The organism is Pedobacter sp. CFBP9032, assembly GCF_034045265.1.
Taxonomy (GTDB): Bacteria; Bacteroidota; Bacteroidia; order Sphingobacteriales; family Sphingobacteriaceae; genus Pedobacter.
This window is the reverse complement of record NZ_JAXCWE010000002.1, coordinates 30,951-49,667: the sequence shown is the minus strand read 5'-3', so window position 1 is coordinate 49,667 and position 18,717 is coordinate 30,951. Positions and strand designations below refer to the sequence as shown.

Annotated in this window: 10 protein-coding genes; 6 read left to right on the top strand and 4 right to left on the bottom strand. The window is 40.1% G+C overall.

Features of this window, described 5'->3' with window-relative positions; all coding sequences use genetic code 11:
• Positions 1 to 12: 12 nt before the first annotated feature.
• From SOM16_RS04050 to SOM16_RS04040, 3 genes are all read right to left on the bottom strand, one after another.
• A complete protein-coding gene (locus SOM16_RS04050; RefSeq protein ID WP_320462715.1) occupies positions 13 to 7,047 on the bottom strand; it encodes an SDR family NAD(P)-dependent oxidoreductase in 7,035 nt (2,344 codons plus the stop codon).
• Positions 7,048 to 7,910: 863 nt separating this feature from the next.
• Entirely contained in the window at positions 7,911 to 8,747 is an 837-nt protein-coding gene (locus tag SOM16_RS04045) for an MBL fold metallo-hydrolase (RefSeq protein ID WP_320462714.1), read from the bottom strand.
• Between the two features lie 45 nt (positions 8,748 to 8,792).
• Complete coding sequence (locus SOM16_RS04040) at positions 8,793 to 9,236, bottom strand: MarR family winged helix-turn-helix transcriptional regulator (RefSeq protein WP_320462713.1); 444 nt, start codon at positions 9,234 to 9,236, stop codon at positions 8,793 to 8,795.
• Positions 9,237 to 9,405: 169 nt separating this feature from the next.
• On the opposite strand from SOM16_RS04040, the gene SOM16_RS04035 reads away from it, so the two are divergent.
• Entirely contained in the window at positions 9,406 to 10,635 is a 1,230-nt protein-coding gene (locus SOM16_RS04035) for an MFS transporter (protein WP_320462712.1), read from the top strand.
• A gap of 718 nt (positions 10,636 to 11,353) precedes the next feature.
• Here the strand turns inward: SOM16_RS04035 and SOM16_RS04030 are convergent.
• On the bottom strand, positions 11,354 to 12,370 hold the full coding sequence (locus tag SOM16_RS04030; protein WP_320462711.1) for a LacI family DNA-binding transcriptional regulator: 1,017 nt from the start codon (positions 12,368 to 12,370) through the stop codon (positions 11,354 to 11,356).
• 281 nt (positions 12,371 to 12,651) lie between these two features.
• On the opposite strand from SOM16_RS04030, the gene SOM16_RS04025 reads away from it, so the two are divergent.
• The 5 genes from SOM16_RS04025 (at position 12,652) to SOM16_RS04005 (ending at position 18,659) form a co-directional block, all read left to right on the top strand.
• Positions 12,652 to 14,481 (top strand): glycoside hydrolase family 2 protein, encoded by a 1,830-nt coding sequence (locus SOM16_RS04025; protein WP_320462710.1) that lies wholly within the window; start codon positions 12,652 to 12,654, stop codon positions 14,479 to 14,481.
• A 206-nt stretch (positions 14,482 to 14,687) separates the two neighbouring features.
• Positions 14,688 to 16,157 (top strand): glycoside hydrolase family 30 protein, encoded by a 1,470-nt coding sequence (locus tag SOM16_RS04020; protein ID WP_320462709.1) that lies wholly within the window; start codon positions 14,688 to 14,690, stop codon positions 16,155 to 16,157.
• Between the two features lie 19 nt (positions 16,158 to 16,176).
• Positions 16,177 to 17,001: an SDR family oxidoreductase gene (locus tag SOM16_RS04015; protein ID WP_320462708.1), complete on the top strand. Its 825-nt coding sequence runs from the start codon at positions 16,177 to 16,179 to the stop codon at positions 16,999 to 17,001.
• 73 nt (positions 17,002 to 17,074) lie between these two features.
• A complete protein-coding gene (gene uxuA / locus SOM16_RS04010; protein WP_320462707.1) occupies positions 17,075 to 18,244 on the top strand; it encodes a mannonate dehydratase in 1,170 nt (389 codons plus the stop codon).
• 181 nt (positions 18,245 to 18,425) lie between these two features.
• Complete coding sequence (locus SOM16_RS04005; RefSeq protein ID WP_320462706.1) at positions 18,426 to 18,659, top strand: hypothetical protein; 234 nt, start codon at positions 18,426 to 18,428, stop codon at positions 18,657 to 18,659.
• The last annotated feature ends 58 nt before the right edge of the window (positions 18,660 to 18,717 follow it).

Genomic DNA, 18,717 nt, shown 5'->3' with positions numbered 1-18,717 from the left:
AGTGAGTTTCTGTTAGGTCCAGGTATTGCCAGCCATTATTAACACCTGACTTTCTTTACCATATTTTAGTTCATTGAGAAAGGTTTCCATTCCATCTTGCAGCGGAATAAGGGCAATTCCACGACGCTGATATTCTTTCTCAAGCGTTGGCGAAACCATTCCGGCACCTTTCCATGGCCCCCAGTTAATGGCCATCACTTTCCCTTTAATTTTCTGTTTCAACGCCCATGCGTATTTGTCCATTACACTATTAGCCGCTGCGTAATCCGTTTGTCCGCGATTCCCATAAACGGAGGCGATACTGGAGAAAAGAATTACAAACTGTGTTTCCGGTCTGAGCTGCTCGGCAAGTACCCGCAATGGCGTAACTTTGGTATCAAAAACCCTTTCGAAAGATTCTGAAGTTTTGCTGCTGAATAATTTATCTTCTAATAAGCCAGCGCCATGCACTACACCATCTATTCGTCCATATTCCTGGTAAACCTGATTGATTAATCTGGTCAGGCCGCCTTCATCTCTCAAATCCAGTGATTCGTAAATCACAGTAGAACCGCCATCTTCGAGCATGGAAATGCAGCGGAGGATCTGATTATTCTTATAGATGCGGTTGGTTTCCTGTTCAATTTCGGCCGGCTTATTAAATTGCCCCTGCTTGATGACATACTGCCTGATTTCATCTTTAGTTTCCATCTTCGTAATTTCCTCGTGCGCGGTTAACTGTGGGTTTGGAGAACGCCCAACCAGAATATATTTACAAGGATAATCCTTTGCAAAGTGAATCATCAGTTCTGCTGTAATTCCCTGAGCACCACCCAAAACCATCACAACTGCCTCTTTATCTAATGTAATATGATCTTCCCCGGTATCTGTACTGAGCTGTGTCGGCACCAGTTCCATAATGTGTCGTTTGTGGTCGTTGTAGATAATTTCAGAAGGCTTATCCGGATTAAGGATTTCGTTCAGGGTAACGTTGGCAATTTCATCCGCAGACATCTTGGTTTCTAAGCTGATAAAGCGACATTTTGTATGCTCGTATTCTCTATCCAGGCTTTTGAAGAAACCTGAGTAACCCTGGTAATGTCTAAGGAAGGAAATGTCTGATTCTGCATTAAAATACCTCTTGGTATCTGCGATTAGGTATACCCACTTAACCTGCTCGAAGTTCAGCTTCTTAATAGTAGAGAAATGATCTAAAATACCTACCTTTTTCTGCGCTTCAAACATATTCAGGATGATCAATCCCTGATAGTTATCTAATGGATCATCAAAATTTACAATATCCGCTAAGGCACCATGTTTTTCGAGCATGGCTTTAATTTTTAACGCTTGTCCGCCGCCATCATTGGTGAGTGCAAATCGCTGCCCTTTTAAAATTGCGGCTTCAGTTATGGTAAGTGCGGCAGGAGTGAGCTCGAAACGTAAGCGGGATAGTTTCTCTTTAACGGTTTGATCATCAATGCTTTCTTCTATTATTTTTTTCGCTTCTATTAATATTTCAGTGCTTTCAATTTCTACATCAGCAATCCAGTTCACCAGGCTTTTGAGTGTTTTAATTGCGGCTAGTTTTTCCATTAAATCATCGGTTTGATCTCCCTGCGTTCCAAACCCTACCTTTTCTTTGAGTGAGGCAATAATCTCCATGCGCTTAATGGAATCGATACTTAAATCAGCTTCCAGATCGAGGTCCATACCCAGCATATCTTTTGGATAGCCAGTTTTTTCGCTTACAATATCAAGAATAGCAACCGTTAACTGGTCTACAGATAACTTTTGAGGTTCCACAATTTTAGTAGAAATCACCACCTGAATTTCCGGTGCCTGCTGTTGGGTATGGTCTGTAAGCCAGTTTACTAAGCTACTAAGGGTTTTTAAGCCAGCCAATTGTTCCATTATCTTATCCTCTGGAAGATCCAGCTCAGAAAAACCACCCAGTTCAGTACGCAATGCGCCGATAATTTCCACCCGCTTAATAGAATCGATGCTAAGATCGGCTTCTAAATCCATTTCCATGCCGAGCATTTCCTGCGGATACCCTGTTTTATCACTCACAATCTGCAATAAAACTTGTTTGGTATCTTTTTGTACCAACACGGCAGATTTCACCTCCATTACCGGAGAAATTTCTATTTGTCCGTTCAGTTGGTTATCAATTTTAACAGGCTGTTGTGGTTGCAAACTTGCCAGAGGCTGCTGTGGATAAGCTGACATTTGTACTGATGGATTTTGACCGAAAAAGGAAAGCATCACATCACGTTGTGCCTGAATTAGAGCTTTCATGCTGTGCAGGTATTCTTGCATCATCATGTCTTTTGCTGATGATGGAACCTGTTGGTTAAGGTGCTGGCTTTGCGTTTCTTTCATAAGGATAATCGGTTTGGTGATTGGAGCGGCTCCGTTTTCGGGAAGTTTTCCAGTTGATGGTATGGCATGCTGGCCATTTACATACCAGATGGCCGGACTTTTTTTGTAAAGCGTAGGGTTGTTGATCTGGATAAATTGTGTAGATCTTCCTTCAAATAATTTTTCAAGATTGATTGATCTTCCCGTTGAAATATAATTGGCAAGCGTTCCGAGCAGATTACTTAATTTATTTTGCCCCTGATCTTCCGTGTGAAAGATGGTTTCATCTTTGCCAATACAAGCTTTTGTAAGTCCGCTTAGTACTTTGCCTGGCCCAACTTCGATAAAGATCCTTGCACCAGCATTGTACATATTGGTGAGCTGATCTACAAATAGAACCGGCTGAACCAAATGCTCGGTTAACCGCTCTTTTATGGCGTCAGCATTTTTTGGGTATTCTTTTGCTGTGGTATTCGACCAAACCGGCAACTCGATATTGTGGAAGGCAACCTGAGCTAAAACTTCCTGATAAAGTTCTTTCGATTTCGCCACCACCGGGCTATGGAATGCACATGCCACTTCCAGCTGGCGGAAAGATACCTTTGCTTCTTTAAGTTTGGCCGACAGATTTTTGATGCCTAAAGTTGAACCTGCAATTACACATTGGGTTGGAGCATTGAAGTTTACGGGATAAACATCGTCTATTCCAGATAACAAGTTGTTTAAGTCTTCGCGTTTGGCGCTTACAGCTAGCATACTTCCCGGATCACCATCGGTTACGGCATTTAAGATCGATTTTGCTCTCTCCGCACTTAACTCAACCAGTTGTTCATCTTCGAAAGCACCAGCAAAACAAAGTGCAGGTAATTCGCCGTAGCTATGGCCTGCAACCATATCGGGTTGAATACCTAAAGACTGGAGCAGTTTTGCAATCGCCAGATCTACAATACCCAGTAGTGGCTGCGCCATTCGCGTATCCTTGATGTTTTCCTTTTGAATTTTAGCTGATTCAGCATCAAATACGGTATTTGGGAAAAGGATTTTTTCATAAGCAGGATAGTCCTTCAGTAATTTTCTCATCTCCGGGAAAACCACGAACAGATCTCTCGCCATATTAATCCGCTGACTGCCCTGACCTGGGAACATAAAAGCAACCTTACCTGCTTTTATGTTAGTCTTATAAGTGTCTTTACTATCAATGCCAGATAAAACCAAATCAATTTTCATCATCAGGTCTTCTGCATTATTGGCTACAATACTTAATTGGATCTCCTTATGAGAGGCCGTTGCCAAACTGAAAGCAATGTCCCTAAGCGCAAGCTGATCATTTATTTCCAGTAAGGTTTTGAGGTCAGTAAGCAATGTTTTTGCTTCCTCATATGTATCTCCTCTAAAAACAAACAACTCTGAAGGCCATGATTTTAGAATCGGGTATTGGTTTTCAATATTTTTCCCACTTTCCAGTACGGCATGGAAGTTTGTTCCGCCGAAACCAAAAGCGCTTACGCCCGCATAACGTTTGTCTTCCAGCCATAAACCTGCTTCAGTATGAAAGGCAAATGGACTGGTTTTAGCGTTATAAAAACTGTTCGGTGTTTTTAAATTAATTGTTGGCGGCTTAATGCCATGGTATACTGCCAGTGCTGTTTTAATTAAACCCGCAATTCCAGCAGCACATTTCGTATGTCCGATTTGAGTTTTAACGGAGCCTAAGTGCGTTTGCCCGGCTATTGCGCCGGTTTCATTTAACATATCGGTTAAGGCGCTAACTTCGGTTTTATCGCCCACAACCGTTCCTGTTCCATGCGCCTCAATCAAACCCACGCCTGAAGGCATAATTCCCGCCTGACTGTAAGCCCGTTCCAAAGCATTGATCTGGCCATTTTTGCGCGGCGCAGTTAAGCCAAGGCTTTTGCCATCACTCGAACCACCAACACCTTTGATCACTGCGTAAATGGTATCTCCATCTCTCAGCGCATCTTCATTTCTTTTTAGAACCACCATTGCAATTCCTTCACCAAGGGCAATTCCATCAGCTTCTGCATCAAAAGTGGCACATCTTCCTTTTTTCGATAGGGCATGCGTACTCGAGAACATTAAATAATCATTTATCCCATTGTGGAGATCAGAACCGCCAGCCAATACCATGTCTGATTTTTCGAGGAAAAGCTCCTGGCAGGCAAGGTCTATTGCAGCGAGAGAGGAGGCGCAGGCAGCATCTACTGTAAAGTTTCGTCCACCTAAATTTAACCTGTTTGTTACGCGGCCCGAAATTACATTCGCTAAAATCCCGGGGAAAGAATCCTCTGTCATTTTAGGAAGTGCAGCATCCACTTCAGGCGGCATTTCTCCAAATACTTGTTTGTAGAAACACCTGAAACTATAACTATTGGCCAGGTCATTTCCACCTTCGGCACCAATAATTACCGATACATTTTCTTTATCTACACCCTGATCGGCATACCCGGCATGTTGCATGGCTTGCTTTGCAACCAAAAGGGTGAGTAGTTGAGTAGGTTCAATTGCGGCGAGCGATTGTGGGGGAATCCCAAATTCCAGTGGATCAAAATCTATTCGGGGAATGAAACCACCCCATTTCGAGTGCGACATTTCTCCGGCTGTAGACGCTGGATTATAATAAAGTTCCTTATTCCACCTTTCATCAGGTACTTCAGTCACTGAATCTTTTCCAAGAATAATATTTCTCCAGTACTCATCCAGGTTTTTCGCACCCGGGAAAATGCAGGCCATCCCAACAATAGCAACATCGAGAGATTTAGCTTCGCTTTTTGGCGGATCTGATAAAACAGCCTGATCAATATAATCAAAGTTTTTAGTCGCCACATCTTCATGTAAATCAAGCAAAGAAATTACCTCCTTATGCATTGGTGCAATCTGGCCAATCATATACATGCCGAGTTCAGTTTGCCCGGTTTCATCTATTTCAATAAGTTGATCGCCTTGCCTTTCAATGCCTTTGGCAGCAATTCGCAGCCGGCCAACATTGAGGCTTTCCAGTTTTTCCCAGATCACTTTTTTATCAATTCCCTGCGCTTGTAATTTAACTTTCTCCTCATTAAAATAGTTAGCAAAAGCAGAATTTAAGCACCTGGTTTCATGTCCCGGGGCAGTTTCGAGCAAGATGGTCTCCTGTGCCTGCATGGCTTCCTGTTGAAACTTATTCAGTATTGCACCTGTACTCACGGCTTCTTGGGTATATAAGTAGGCGGTGCCCATAAGTACCCCAATCTTCATTCCTTTTGCGGCCAGCGGAGCTGTCATAATCGAAATAAATGCAGTTGAAAAAGCATCATGAATGCCGCCAGCAAAGAAAACACTGATTTCTTCTGGTTTGTCTTCTTTTAGCAAACGTTCAATTTGTTTTTCCCAAAGTACCATGCTGGATAGTGGCCCAACGTGACCGCCACATTCCCGGCCTTCGAATACAAATCGTTTCGCACCTTCTTTCAAAAACATATCCAATAAGGCTGCCGATGGTACATGCAAGAATGTTTTAATTCCAGCCTTTTCAAAAGGTTTGGCCTGCGAAGGTCTTCCACCGGCAATTAACAAAACAGATGGCTTTGCAGCTAAAATATATTCTTGTTGTTCATCACGAAGTTCCTGCGGCGCAAAGCCCAGAATTCCGACACCCCAGGTTTTGTTTCCCGCTAGTGCTTTGGTTTGATCGATTAGGTTTTTAGCTGGGTTTCCTTTAAGAAGGGAAAGCGCTACAAAAGATAAGGCTCCAGCTTCAGAAACGGCATCGGCAAAAAGGGCTACGTCGCTTACGCGTGTCATCGGACCTTGAGCGATTGGATATTTTATATTCAGATCTGTTGCAAGGGCATTATTTGCCCTGATGGCATTTAATGATTTTGCTTGTTTTAAATGCCCATAGATAGCGGCTTTGAAACCAAAAATCAGTTTATCCAGCTTTTTATATTTTTCATATAAATCAATGGATAAACTCACATCCTGACCCATTGGCAGGTAATTTATATTTAAATCATAACCACCGAAATAGGTTTTTAGATTTTGGTAGGTCTGCTCATCTTCCGCCAATTTTGGGGAATTCGGACGAACCAGTACCCGGTGATGATCAATCAATTTAGTTTCAGTTCCGCTTAACTTTTCGCAAACTGATTTCAGTTCGGCAGGAGCGGAGCAATCTGCAAAAAGTGCAAACTGGCTATCTAGAATCACACCTGCGGCACCCTGAGCAATTATTGATGCGGCAGTATGAAGACCAACACCGCCCTGAACCCAGATGGGAAGATCTGAAACTTCTTTAATCACGCGCTGAAACAGCACAAATGATGATTCATATGCCACTTTTCCGGCACCTTCATTTCCTTTAACTATGATACCGGCAGCACCTGCTGCGCTGGCTGCTTTTGCAGACTCCAGATCTAAAACCTGATAAATTACTTTTACTGAAGGCTCATGCTTAAACTGAAAACCAAAAGGGGCGATAATTAAACTGACTTCTGCAGGCAGAGTAATGTCCTGCCAATCCGCTGTGTTAAAGCAAACGCCATAATCTTTAGCTGATTGTTCGCTCAAACTTTTCAATGCCTGTTCAGCTTTTTTGCGGTCGTGACCCAGGCTAAGCACGGGGAAGCAAGCGGCCTTAGCTAAACTAAAAACTAGTCTTGCATCCGGAATTTCGAAGGGTGTGATCCCAATTAGTAGGTGTTTGTTCATGGTGGGAAGATGTTTAGTCTGGTCATCAGTCAAATTGGATATGCTCCATATCGAAAGATTTTAAATGGTAATTGCTAGTTTATTGCAAGGTTACAGACAGGAGTTATGCTGTCTGTTTTACGTGTATTACTAATAAGTCAAATATATAAATCAGAATCAGTAAAAAATACATTTACTACTGCAATGGATAAAATGAATACTGTAAAATATTAAGACCTAAATTATTGATAAATTTTTTTATAACAAATTATTAATTACTTGTATCGCTAAATTATAATACAAACATAATTTTAAAAATTTATAAACTATTGTAGCCTATCGTTATCTTTTTATTACCATAAAGTTAATTAAATACGCTTAAATAAGGTTTTTGTTAAATGGAACAAAAGGATTTATAAATATTTATGATCGTTTTATCGGATTTTAAAGAAGTTGTTTATTTAGTATTTGTAGTGATACTAATACTCATATATAGCATTTTTAAAAAGTTTAACGTTTGGTTTCGATTGTATTATTTAATATAATATTTTGTATTATTAATACGTATGTTTATCCGTAGTATTTAAAGGGTAGGCTTACTGTTGGTTTCTTTTTGTTTTCGATTCACTTCATAAGTGCCAGACAATCGAAATTTTAAGAAGAGATACAATAATTAAATTTTGGACGAATTGAATAGGGAAAATGCAGTGATATTTCCGAATTTCGGCGTGAACAAAATGAATTGCTGATGAAATAAGTGATTATTTTGAGGGAAATGGTTGCTTAACGAGAAGCTTCTTTCAGAATGAATGCTTTTTTTTATTAAATACCTTGAGATAAAAACATTAATTGCATCGCTGCTAAGAATCGAAAAGAGATAATGCTTAAAAAAGGTTTAATTGTTCAGGTTGGTGCAGACTTGGGTCAAAATGGTAGGTGTTTTTTGGTTTAGATGGATTGGAAACGAAATATACTTCACTTTCCTGATCTCTGGAGGCAATTTTTATTAAAGTATTTCCAGAAACGTTACTGAACATTTCCGCTACGAGTAATGGATCATTATTGTCCTTTGATAAATGACTTAACAATAGATGTGTCATATAATCCGGTCGGTGATTCAAAAATAAGTCCAGCGCTTGTGCATTGCTTAAGTGACCACGTCCACTGGTGATTCGTTGTTTTAAGAAATAAGGATATCGGCCATTTGCCAGCATATTTGCGCAGTAGTTGGCTTCCAGGAATGCAGCGTGGCAACGTTTAAATTGCGTAACAAGTCGATCGCACACGGAGCCAATATCGGTAAATACGCCCACGCGCACGTCATTGCATTCTACCGTGAAAGAATATGGATCGGCTGCATCATGAAATTTCGAAAAGGCGGTAATGTTAAGTTTACCGATTTTGATGTTCTGTGTATGGCTTAATCCAAAAGTATTTTGTTCATCAAGCGAAAGCTTACTGCTTTTAAGTGTGGCCACACTAATATAGACCGGCAATTTGTATTTTTTTGCAAATACAGCAAGACCTTTAATATGGTCGCTATGCTCATGTGAAATGAAGATGGCCTTTATTTTTTCAATTGAAAGTCCCAATCTCGACATCCGCTTTTCAACTTCCTTGCAGGTCAGGCCCACATCAACCAACACAGCCTCGGTTTCGTTGCCTATGTAATAGCAATTTCCATTGCTGCCAGAATTGATAGAGGTAAAGTGTAATGCCATTTGAAACCGCAAGTTACGGCTTATTTAAATAATGAGAAAGTAAAACTATACCCTTGTTCCATTATATTCTACCAGTCTGGTGAGTAGGGGAAGAAATGCTTGAATCAAATTAATTTCTTCTTGTGAAAAAATTTTCTCCATGGTTTGTACCAGCCACTCTTCTTTTATTTTCCGGCTTGCAATGATGTGTTTTTCGCCAAGCTTAGTCAAGCTGATGTACGTTTTACGCTTGTCGGCTTCGTCAGGGAATCTTTCTACGCAATTGGCTTCAAACAGGCGATTAATGATCTGAGATATTGCTTGTTTAGAAACTCTTTCCATCTCAGCCAACTCGGTAGACAGTAGCTTTCCATGCTGTTCTAATAGCGACATTGTTAATAATTCCGCATTGCTAAATTCTGAACTCACATTTTGTTTGCGCAACTGTCTCGTGAGGCGGGTTACGGTGCTTCTTAGTTTCGCTGCAATATCCTGTGTTTGTTTTGCCATAACTGGTAAATGAACTTTACAAATATAAAGGTAATTATTTAAAAGGATGAATATTCAAATAAGGTTTAGGTTCCGTATTATGATTGTGGGATGATAAAAATAAGTGATAACAACTTCTGTTTATCGTGTAGTTTTTCTATTTTTGTAAAGTTACTTTACTAATTTAAATATGAGTATTTTCCGTTCATTAAAACATTACAATTATAGATTATTTTTTACCGGGCAGGCAATTTCGCTGATTGGAACCTGGATGCAACGCGTAGCGGTAAGCTGGTTAGTTTACCGGTTAACAGAATCAGCATTTTTACTTGGATTGATGACTTTTCTAAGTTTAATTCCATCTTTAATCCTGGCACCCTTTGCTGGTAGCTATGTAGACAGGCACAATAAATACAAGGTGCTGGTGATTACGCAAATTTTATTGATGCTGCAGGCTGGTGCATTGGCGGCGATGATTTGGTTTAAAGTTTATGATATGTTCTGGATTGCAGCACTATCTCTGGTGCAGGGATTAGTTAACGCCTTTGATGTAACTGCCCGTCAATCTTTAATGGTAAACCTAATTGACGATAAGGAAGATCTTCCAAATGCGATCGCCTTAAATTCATCTATGTTTAATGTCACCAGGCTAATTGGACCTGCTTTAGCGGGTATAATTTTAAGTACATTGGGTGAAGATATTTGTTTTTTGATCAACTTTATCAGTTTCATTGGCGTGTTGGTTTGCATGATGATGATGAAATTGAAGTTTACCGTGCAGGAGAAACCGAAAGAGAATATCTGGATTGATTTAAAAAAGGGTTACAATTACCTGATGGCCTCGCCCGATTTATCTTCTATGATTATAATGATGGCTGCATCCAGCTTATTGGTTATTCCATTTACCACGCTGCTTCCGGTATTTGCTAAGGATATTTTTAATGGCGACGCTACAACTTTTAGCTGGTTTGAAAGTGCTGCAGGTTTCGGTGCCTTCTTTGGCGCCATTTATATGGCCAGCAGAAAAGCAGGACAGAGCATGCAAAAGATTGTAATTGTTTCCGGATCATTATTAGCAGTTGCTGTAATGGCGCTGGCGATTTCACCAACCTTGATCACAGCATTGATTTGTACAGGTTTAGCAGCATTAGGTTTAATGGCACAAACTTCATCTATCAATACCTATTTACAAACCCATGCCGATGATTTAATGCGAGGCAGAACGCTGAGTTATTACATTATGGCTTACCAAGGTGTTTTACCAGTGGGAAGTTTATTAATGGGTTATCTTGCACATCAATTTGGTACACAGATCGTTGTCGCGTTTGAAGGTGTTGCAGGTTTACTTATTATAGGCGCATTTATTTACCATGAAAAAAACCGCAATCATGCGAAAGATAAATTATTGTTTATGGGATAAGGTGCGTTTATTCATCCATTTAAGGAATGCCTGCAAAACGGCTTAGTTACCAGGCAGCCTTGTTTGCATTATTTTTATTCGAAAACATTCAACTCATCCTAGCCGGACATACTTTTTTCTTTTAACACACCGTTTTTTTATTAATGTCAGTAGGCAGGCTCGGTAAGTGAAATCCCGAAAAATTTACCATGCCATTCTAAGAGCAGAACGAAGAAACAGTTGTTTGGCCTTTCTAAGTAGTTATATTGATCGCAGTTACACTCCTATGATCTACCGTTTGTATAGTTCTTCTGGGCATGGATTTTATGCATCATGCTAACCAACTTTAATAAAGCATGGGTCTTACCGAAGAGCGCCGTCAATCCCAAGGGCCAGGGAAATCAAAAAAACAGTTGCACAATAGCATAAATAGCGCTAACAAACATTAAACGCAGTGGTTTTGTGTTCACAAATGCAGATTCGAAGCTTAAAAAGAATTGAACACAAAACGGAGTGCCGTTGTTTTTTTGATGTGCGTGCGGTGGTGTAAAAGGCCCATAGTTGGATTGACATAGCGCTTTGGGTAATTGGCGCGTTCTAATTACCATGCCCCCGCGGCAAAGAGCGGGTAAAAGATCTTTATAATTGTAATGGTGTCAATACCCTAGCTTTCATCGAACTGATCGCAGAATTGGGTTTAAAAAACCTTAAGTAATTATCGAAATCAGGTGATGAAAACCTAATGAATAACAAGTTTACAATCAACCATTATTTTCTGATAGTTCAAAAGTTCAACCTCCTCATCAATCAACTGCAATAATAATTTAATTGCATTTTCGCCCACGGCTTCTGGATTTTCCTCGATGGAGGCAATAGGTGGAGTATCAAGATAAGTGATAAAAGCATTATTGCCAAAGCCTATACATTCCACCTTATTGAAATTCGGATGGTTGACAGACCTCAGGTATTTCATCGCATCAAACAAAATTGGCTCTTTAAAAGCCACCAGGGCTGTTGGCATATTTCCAGGATCAGAAAATAGATTTTTGATAGCTGTAATCGTACTTTCCTTATCGAAATCAGTGTAGGCCACTAAACCTGCGGCAAATGGCAACTGGAAATCTTTCAGGGCATTGATATATCCATTGAAACGCTCATGGGTAAAGTTAATCATCTTAGGTCCGCCGAGATAGGCTATTTTTTGATGTTTTCTTTCAATTAAAAACTTCGTGGCTTCATAACTTCCCTGAAAGGTATTGCCCAAAACCTTATGACAATTTAAGTTAAAACTTGGGTTTCTGGCATAATAAACTACAGGAGTGCCCATGTTTTCGAACTGCTCGAGGTGAGCAAAATTCTGTGTGTTTTTAGAAATTGCAATAATCAGTCCGTCAACGCGACTTTTCAAGAGCATATTCGCGGCCTGGATTTCTTTCTCTAATTCATCATGAGTTTGCCTGATGATTACATTATAGCCATTCGCAGTAGCAAATTGTTCTACCCCGTAAATACTGCGGGTAAAAAAGTGATCCAGCAAGTTTGGAAGAATGATTCCAATAATCCGAGATTTCCTTTCCTTTAAATTAATGGCCGATTTGTTCGGGGTAAAATGTAAATCCTTCGCCATTTCCTGAACACGTTTCTTGGTGTATTCATTGATGGTAGGATAATCATTCAGTGCTTTAGACACCGTAGATACCGACATTTTTAATTTTTCAGCCAGGAATTTAAGCGTTACCGGGGTGTTGCGAATCATCTTTTTCAATCTCTACGCATAGTTAAGCAAATTTCACAATTATTTCAAACGTTTGAAATGCCGCCCTCATTCCATTTATAGCTTTTCCTGACTGTTAATTGAAGTTTTTGAGAAACGCTTTTATAAATTCGTGACACGATATGCTAACCAAATCGGCCTAAAACATGCATTTAGATACGCCTGGGATAAAAATATTTATTTAGATGGCTTTCAGAAACACCGACCGTTAATTAATTGTTAGTTTTGAAACAGTCAATTATTAACATATCAAAATACCAGTTATGCTTAGATCCAGTTACATCGTACTATTTATCTGCTTTTCACTCTTCACTTCCATTGTAAATGCTCAGGTTAACGCTATCCAGAATATTCAGGGCAGAAAAATTCAAAGCTTAAACGGTAAGTGGAATTACATCGTCGACCCTTATGAAAACGGTTATTATGATTATCGCCATGAACCTTTCGATCAATCTAAAAGCGGCACTGGCGGATATTTTGATGATCGGGTGCAAAAAGATAAAACAGAACTGATTGAATATAATTTTGATCTTTCACCACAAATGAATGTTCCTGGAGATTGGAATTCGCAATCAGAACAGCTTTCGCTTTATGAGGGAAATGTATGGCTGCGCCGGAAGTTTGATGCTAAACCCGAAAAGGGCAAAAAGTATTATGTGTACTTTGCTGCCGTTAATTATGAAGCCAATGTTTATTTGAACGGTAAAAAATTAGGCACTCATAAAGGTGGATTTACGCCTTTTCAATTCGAGGTAACCAGCAGACTTAAAATGGGGGAGAACACTTTAATCTTAAAAGTAGACAATACCCGGAAACCAGACGAAATTCCTACCGTAAATACCGATTGGTGGAACTATGGTGGTATCACCCGCGATGTTTACCTGGCTGAATTTCCAGATCATTTCATCAGTGACTACAAACTTCAGTTAGTAAAGGGAAACAATAATTTACTGAGTTTTTCAATGAAACTGGCCGACGCAACTGCCGGACAAGACATTACCTTATCGATTCCTGAACTTAAGTTGGAAAAAAAATATAAGACAGATGCAGAAGGGAAAATTAACGATGAATTTACCTGGAATAATTTGTCCTTATGGTCGCCGGAAAGCCCGAAACTATATGGTGTAAACATTAAAAGTGATAAGGAAGATATTAACGATAAAATTGGTTTCAGAACCATTCAGGTAAAAGGTGATAGCATCTTGTTGAACGGGAAGAATACCTTTTTACGTGGTGTTTCTATTCATGATGAGAATCCTCTTTTGGCTGGCCGTTTACGTTCGGAAGGCGATATGCGCATGATGTTGCAGTGGGCTAAAGATATGAATTGCAACTATGTTCGCCTTGCGCATTACCCACACAATGAAGAGATGATTCGTTTAGCCGACGAAATGGGACTTATGGTTTGGGCAGAGGTACCGGTTTACTGGACCATCAGCTGGACCAATCCATCTACTTACGCCAATGCAAAACAACAGTTAACCGATTTAATTGTACGCGACAAAAACAGGGCAAGCGTGGTGATCTGGTCGATCGGAAACGAAACGCCATTAAGCGATGCCCGTTTAAGTTTTATGAAAAATCTGGCTGAAACTGCCCGTACGCTGGATGATTCCCGCCTAATAGCTGCGGCACTGGAAGTACACCGCGAAGGCAATACCATGATTTTAAATGACCCATTGGGCGAAGTGATCGATTTGGTAAGCTTTAATGAGTATGCAGGTTGGTATTGGGGTGGCACTCCGGCAGAGCTTGCTAAATACACCTTTGATATTAAATACAATAAACCGGTAGTAATCAGCGAATTTGGAGGCGATGCCTTGGGTGGTTTCCACGGCGATGAAAATACCCGGTGGAGTGAAGAATACCAGGAGGCGTTATATAAAAATCAGTTTACCATGTTAAGTAAAATTAACGCCTTAAGAGGAGTTACGCCATGGATTTTAGCGGATTTCAGGTCACCAAGAAGACAGCACCCGGTTTACCAGAATTTCTGGAACCGCAAAGGATTGATCAGTGAAACAGGAAAGAAAAAGAAAGCCTTTTTTGTAGTGAAGGATTTTTATGATCAGATGCAAACAAAATATAAGTAGTGCTGACCGGCTAACAACACTTAATTACGCAAAGATTTATCTCGTTGAGCAGTAAAAAGTTAGCCTTTATGCACGTTGAGGGCAATAAAAAAGATACGTAAGAATGATTTTATTATGGGGCGAATGCTTGGATTAATTCGGAAATTGGCCACCTGATAAAAATGAAATCGCCAGATGATGGCGTTTAAACGTAAATGAGAATAACAATGAAACAAAATTTGAGCATCTTATTGATTTTGGCAACGGCTTTTAGTGCATCGGCTCAAAAAAAGAAACAAGCTAAAGCAGCAGTCCAAAACTACCAGGTAGAAACTAAAAAAGTTACCGTGTATACTACTGCAGAAAAGTCTGATTTAAGGATAAGTAAAACGGAAACTTTAAATTTCGTAGAGAACAGGCAGCCCTTTGAAACAGAGCCATGTATTTTTGTAGACCCCACCATTAAATATCAAACGATGGTAGGTATTGGAGGCGCCTTAACAGATGCCTCTGCAGAGACTTTTGCTAAACTTTCAAAAAAAAATCAGCAGGAATTGCTGGAAGCTTATTATAGCAAAGACAAGGGAATTGGCTACTCTTTAGCCCGCACCAATATTGCCAGTTGTGATTTTTCGAGTGGTAGTTATAGCTACGTAAAGGATAATGATAAAGATTTAAAAACCTTTAGCGTAGCACATGATGAGCAGTTTAAAATTCCTTTAATTAAGCAGGCAACCGCAGCAGCAGGTGGCAAATTGACTTTATTTGTGAGTCCGTGGTCGCCACCGGCATGGATGAAAGATAACAATAGCTTAATCATGGGAGGTCATTTATTACCTGAATATCGCCAAAGTTGGGCCAATCATTATGTTAAGTTCATTAAAACATACCAGCAAATGGGTATTCCGATCTGGGGTTTATCCGTTCAGAATGAGCCAATGGCAAAACAAATCTGGGAATCTTGTATTTACACCGCAGAAGAAGAGCGCGATTTTATCAAAAATTTCTTAGGTCCAACTTTACAAAAATCTGGCTTAGCATCTAAAAAGTTAATCGCCTGGGATCATAACCGCGATCAGATTTTTCAAAGGGCAAGCACCATTCTAAATGATAAAGATGCTGCTAAATACGTGTGGGGAATTGGTTTTCACTGGTATGAAACCTGGACAGGCAGCGGCATGCAATTCGGAAATCTCCGTCAAACCCATGAGGCTTATCCTGATAAAGCACTGATTTTTACAGAAGGTTGTCAGGAAAAATACAATGTAAATAAATTAGACGACTGGACTCTAGGTGAACGTTATGGTTATTCTATGATCAATGATTTTAATGCCGGAACAGCCGCCTGGACAGATTGGAATATTCTCCTAGACGAAAAAGGTGGACCAAACCATGTTGGGAATTTCTGTTTCGCACCGGTACATGCAGATATCAAAAAAGATAAATTGATTTACACCAATGCTTACTATTACATGGGCCATTTCTCAAAATTTATTCGCCCGGGTGCTAAAAGGATTGGCGCAGCATCAAGCAGAGATAAACTGCAAAGTACTGCTTTTTTAAATACCGATGGAAAATTAGTGGTGGTTGTAATGAATCAATCTGACGAGAAATTAAAATATAGTTTGTGGATTAAACAACATGCTGCAACCACTACCAGTTTGCCACATTCGATCACCACATTAGTGGTGGAATAACCAAATAAAAATCTAAATAATGATAAAAAAAATCGAAAATCTGTTTACTTTAAAGGATAAAGTTGTCGTAGTTACTGGTGCTACAGGCGTATTAGGCGAAGCATTTCTTCAAGGGCTTACTGCTGCGGAAGCAACCATTGTGGTGATTGGCAGAAATGAAGCGGTAGCGAAACTCCGTACACAGGAAGTTAATGATGCAGGTGGCAAAGCCATTTATATCATTGCTGATGTATTGGATGAAGCAGCACTGGAAACAGCAAAACGAAAAACCCTGGAAACTTTTGGTCGGGTAGATGCATTGGTTAACGCAGCGGGCGGTAATGTTGCAGAAGCAGTGATCCAACCTGGAAGCGATATTTTTGACCTGAATGTTTCGGCATTGAAACAGGTTTTCGATTTAAATTTATTTGGAACAATCATCCCGACTCAGATTTTCGGAAAAGAAATCGCTAAAAATGGCGGCAGTATTGTAAATATCTCATCGGTTTCTGCCACACAAGCCATTACCCGGGTGTTGGGTTACTCAATGGCAAAATCAGCAGTAGATAGTTATACGAAATGGATGTCTGTTGAATTAGCCAATCGTTATCAGGATAAATTAAGAATCAACGGCATTGTTCCGGGATTCTTTATTACCAATCAGAACAGGGCTTTATTAACGAATCCCGATGGATCATTAACGGCAAGGGGTGAGGCTATTATCGTGAAAACACCTTTCAAACGTTTCGGCGCGCCGGAAGAGCTAATCGGCGCATTGGTTTATTTATTAAGCGATGCATCAAAGTTTGTAAACGGTGAAAACATTACGGTTGATGGTGGGTTTTGTGCCTTCTCGGGCGTTTAGTGAAGTTTTCTATTCGCCATTAAATTTAAAAAACCTGAGCTGGCTTCTGCCAAAAGGATGAACCAAATAGAATATGAAATATAAAAAATTAGAACAAACCTGGCGCTGGTATGGACCGAATGATCCGGTAAGTTTGCAGGATGTGAAACAGGCCGGTGCAACCGGAATTGTAACCGCATTGCATCACATTCCACATGGAGAAATCTGGCCGCTGGAAGACATTCAGGAAAGAAAAGCGATTATCGAAGCCGCAGGTTTAACCTGGTCTGTAGTAGAAAGCGTTCCTGTTCATGAGGCGATTAAAACCCGTAGGGCAGATGCAGGTCAATACCTGGAAAATTACAATCAATCACTTCGCAACCTATCACAATGCGGCATCAAAACTGTCTGTTACAATTTTATGCCGGTTTTAGATTGGACGCGTACGCAGCTTGATCTCGAAATGACAGATGGTTCGAAAGCACTGTATTTCAACTGGATTGATCTGGCCATATTTGATCTTTACATTTTGAAGCGGGTAGATGCCGATCAGGATTATTCAGCATCTATTTTAAAACGTGCTGAGGAAAAACATGCAAATCTGAGTGAGCAGGAGTTGACTGATCTTCGGATAAATGTTTTAATGGGGATTCCGAATGAAAAGGAAATTGAACTGGAAACCTTGCGGACAAGCATTAACGAATATGCAGCAATTGGAACACTGGGTTTGAAAGAAAACCTGAAACACTTTCTTAATTCCATAGCGGATGTTTGTACCGAAGAAGGAATCAAAATGACCATCCATCCCGATGATCCACCCTATCCGATTTTGGGTTTACCCAGAATTGCCAGCACGCTGGAAGATTTCAAATACATTATCAAAGAAGTGGATCTAGCCTTTAATGGCGTTTGTTTCTGTACCGGATCATTAGGTGCAGGAATGAAAAATGATGCACTGGAGATTTTCGATGCTGTAAAAGAACGCGTTTATTTCGCGCATTTACGGAACGTAACTAAAGATGAAGATGGAAGCTTTTATGAAGCCGATCACCTGGGAGGCGATGTAAACATGTATGAAATTATGAAAGCCATTTCAGCAGAAAATGCCTTGCGTTATAAGCCAATTCCATTCCGCCCGGATCATGGGCACCAGATGTTGGATGATTTGGCCAAACAAAGCAATCCGGGCTACTCAGCTATCGGCAGATTAAGGGGCTTAGCAGAATTGAGGGGACTCGAGGTAGGGGTAACCGGTAATTATTAAAATTTCTTGTATTAAGTCGGGCCTGTTGGAAGCAATATGTTAATAGCCATCCGACAGGCTTTTTTTTTTGTTTTCTAACCTTCTAAAATGATCAATAACATTATTGTGGTTTATACGCATTTAACAAGATATTAAACTCATCTTTGCTTGTGGCTTGAAATTTGCCACTTTTGAAATCATTATGGAAAAGAACCTACATCCCGAAAAAAAGATTTTAACTCCCTCAGTAATCCATGATGATTTGCCTGAGGTGAAAAAACCGGAACATTTAAGGAAAGCTGCCCCAAATCATGATGACCTGTTACCCGAAAATCCCGAACGCAATTATCACCATGAGGAATTCAAATCTCCCGTTTCAAGTCATGATGAGATTAAACATGCAGATGATGACGTTTGGAATGGTGAGGATGCTTAATGAGTTTATAAGTTTATCGCGCTTTAAAATGTATACCCCCTGATTATTTCCTGATACA